This is a genomic window from Flavobacterium sp. J49 (assembly GCF_011742145.1).
Lineage (GTDB): Bacteria > Bacteroidota > Bacteroidia > Flavobacteriales > Flavobacteriaceae > Flavobacterium.
Genome location: NZ_JAAQQU010000090.1, coordinates 1 through 2,420, shown reverse-complemented (window position 1 = coordinate 2,420; position 2,420 = coordinate 1). Strand labels below are relative to the sequence as shown.

Here is a 2,420-nt window from a genome sequence, read left to right as displayed (position 1 = left end):
GACCAAAACCAGCCATAATCACAAACTGCTGTTACCAGCCGTTTTTAATGATTAAATTCTATTATTGGGAAATGAGGTTTCCACATCATTCCTAACCGTTCTTTATTTTCTGCAAATCCAATATCTGTTATTTGGGCATTTTCAAGTTTGTTCTTTAATTTTTCCGAAACATAAATTCCCCATGAATAAAAAGGAATTTTAAACAAGTCAATTTCTGGATTGAAGTTTTTATTAAAGACAATTTTTTCTGTTTCAAAAGAATAACTTTTTCCTGTATTCGTTTTATTTATTTCAACGAAACGCAAAGTTTCCTGATGTGATTTAATTTTTATTTTTTCTCCTAAACTTTCCACAGCAAAAATTTCACTTTTTTCAAAATCAATCCAGTCATAGCTTTCATAAGCGCTTTCATCTGAAAAATCAAGTTCATAGAAATCGTATTCTTTATATTTTTTAATAAAGCCAAATACTTTTTCTTTTCGCAACACTTTAGCTTTGCAAAGTTTATAAGAGATTGTATTACTTTCTTTAAAAATGTTTAATGCTTTTTCGTTCAGAATGTAACCTCTTAATGAATGTAATATATCATTGAGTTTGTTGAATTCTGGATCATCGTACATTTTACATATAAGAGTGTTTTCTCCATTGATACTTGTCTTTTCAGTATCTTCGATAGCTCCTGAGTCGTTAATGTGAATAGTGTAATACTTCATGTCTGAAAATGGCTGGTAACGTGCCGCAGATTGTAACTGCTGCGACGATTTATTACTGTTGATTCCAAATATAAAACTACTTTTTGAATTTTCGGAGAAAATTCGGGGCAAGCCCAAGCGCGCAGTAGTTACAAACTGCTGTTATAAGCAGTTATGATATCATGGCTGTTTTAACTCAAACTTTTTTGTTTTTTCATTTAGAATATAAATTTCGGGTTTACAGTAAGGACAATCTTTAATATAATAACCAAGCGAATCTGGCGGATTGACAATCAACATTCGACTGTCTTTTTGAAATTTATAACCAAGAGAAGATGTTGGAGCATCATATATTTTTCCGGTTCTTCTATCTATCAGCACACTCATTTGACATGGCGAACCACAACCCCAAGTCGCAAGCGTATAATGACCAGCGAATAGTGATTCAGTATTCTCGTATTCTTCCTTTATTCTAGTTCTAAATTTACGCCCAAGTTCGTGTGATCTTAAGTCTGGCTTGACTTTAGCTTTTTCAACCTTTACCTTAAAATCTGAAAAGGAAAAACTCGGTTCGAATTTTATCAATTCTGTTTCCTCTCGCTTTTTCTTCAAAGGCTTTCCTTGGGCGTAACATAACGTCAAAGAGAGAGAAAATATGAATATTAATAAGTGGTTTTTCATAATTGCTTATAACGTTCCGCCGCTTTGCGCAGTGGCGACTTTTTAATAATTTGTTCTAAAGATAAGCAATATTTCAACTTAGTAATTTCCGGCTAAAAAAAACTAAACCAGCCATTGCGCAAAACGGCTGTTAGCGGACGTTTTCTTCGTTTCTAATTTCCCGGTTAACTTCCGTGCAAACTTTCGCATCAACTTCCACACTAACTTTATCCAAGCAGTTGTGGATAATTTCTTTTAATTGTTGCAAAGAACTCAAGTTTTTCTAAACTTGAAGGAAAATGAATTGTAAATACTGTTCCATCTTTTGTGTTTTGCTCAGAATATGGAATTGACTTTAAAAGGTTTTTTACATAGTCTAGTAAAGATTCGTGTTCGCTTGGAACATAAAATAAATTGTTGTCTGGCATAATTTCAAATGTTGAAAAATTAATAAATATGTGATTTTAAGCTGTGGTCGGAAAATGTCCGCTAACGTGCCGCGGCTTGCAACAGCTGCGACGATTTATTACTAATGATTCCAAGTACAAAACTTGGCTTTGAATTTTCGAAGAAAATTCGGTGAGAAACCCAAGCCTAGCAGTTGTTGCAAACTGCTGTTAGCATTCAGTGCTTGTACTATTATTTATGTTTATTTTGAGTGTAAATTATGGTCGTGATATTCGAATATTTTTTTTCGTTTTTGAGTTGGTAAAACTAAATAGTTTTCAAGAACAGGATAGTTTTTAAATTTTTCACCCAAATATTTAATATGGTATTCAAACATAATTATCCTCTTATATTTATTACTTTCAGCATCAATAACTTTTAATTTAGTTTTTACAACTTTGTAATTGAAAAGAATTGAATCTCGCCCATCATTTATATAAAGCTTGCCATTGCTTTTAGTTTTTATTTCATATTTAAGTTTTAATCCATCTGTTATTGTATAAGTAGGTTTCTCTTCCAGTTTTTTGCTTGAACAAGAAACTAAAGCTAAAAAACAGAACATAAATAGATTTTTACTAAACATCTTTTATTAAATAATTATTCTGGCATTGATGCTAACGT

Annotated in this window: 4 protein-coding genes; all 4 read right to left on the bottom strand. The window is 31.7% G+C overall.

Translation table 11 applies throughout. From position 1 onward, the window contains the following. Positions 1-44: 44 nt before the first annotated feature. The 4 genes from HA632_RS02305 to HA632_RS02290 all read right to left on the bottom strand — a co-directional run bounded on the left by HA632_RS02305 (position 45) and on the right by HA632_RS02290 (position 2,361). Positions 45-713 (bottom strand): hypothetical protein, encoded by a 669-nt coding sequence (locus tag HA632_RS02305; protein ID WP_176305553.1) that lies wholly within the window; start codon positions 711-713, stop codon positions 45-47. Between the two features lie 159 nt (positions 714-872). After that, positions 873-1,373: a hypothetical protein gene (locus tag HA632_RS02300; protein WP_176305626.1), complete on the bottom strand. Its 501-nt coding sequence runs from the start codon at positions 1,371-1,373 to the stop codon at positions 873-875. 206 nt (positions 1,374-1,579) lie between these two features. Then, a complete protein-coding gene (locus tag HA632_RS02295; protein ID WP_176305625.1) occupies positions 1,580-1,780 on the bottom strand; it encodes a hypothetical protein in 201 nt (66 codons plus the stop codon). A 221-nt stretch (positions 1,781-2,001) separates the two neighbouring features. After that, the gene (locus HA632_RS02290; RefSeq protein ID WP_176305624.1) at positions 2,002-2,361 is read right to left on the bottom strand and encodes a hypothetical protein; all 360 of its coding nucleotides are present in this window, start codon (positions 2,359-2,361) and stop codon (positions 2,002-2,004) included. Between the last annotated feature and the right edge of the window lie 59 nt (positions 2,362-2,420).

What these genes read in the sequence shown, in the direction of transcription:
- HA632_RS02305 (WP_176305553.1), bottom strand. Translation starts at nt 713, where the DNA reads ATGAAGTATTACACTATTCACATTAACGACTCAGGAGCTATCGAAGAT.
- HA632_RS02300 (WP_176305626.1), bottom strand. Translation starts at nt 1,373, where the DNA reads ATGAAAAACCACTTATTAATATTCATATTTTCTCTCTCTTTGACGTTA.
- HA632_RS02295 (WP_176305625.1), bottom strand. Translation starts at nt 1,780, where the DNA reads ATGCCAGACAACAATTTATTTTATGTTCCAAGCGAACACGAATCTTTA.
- HA632_RS02290 (WP_176305624.1), bottom strand. Translation starts at nt 2,361, where the DNA reads ATGTTCTGTTTTTTAGCTTTAGTTTCTTGTTCAAGCAAAAAACTGGAA.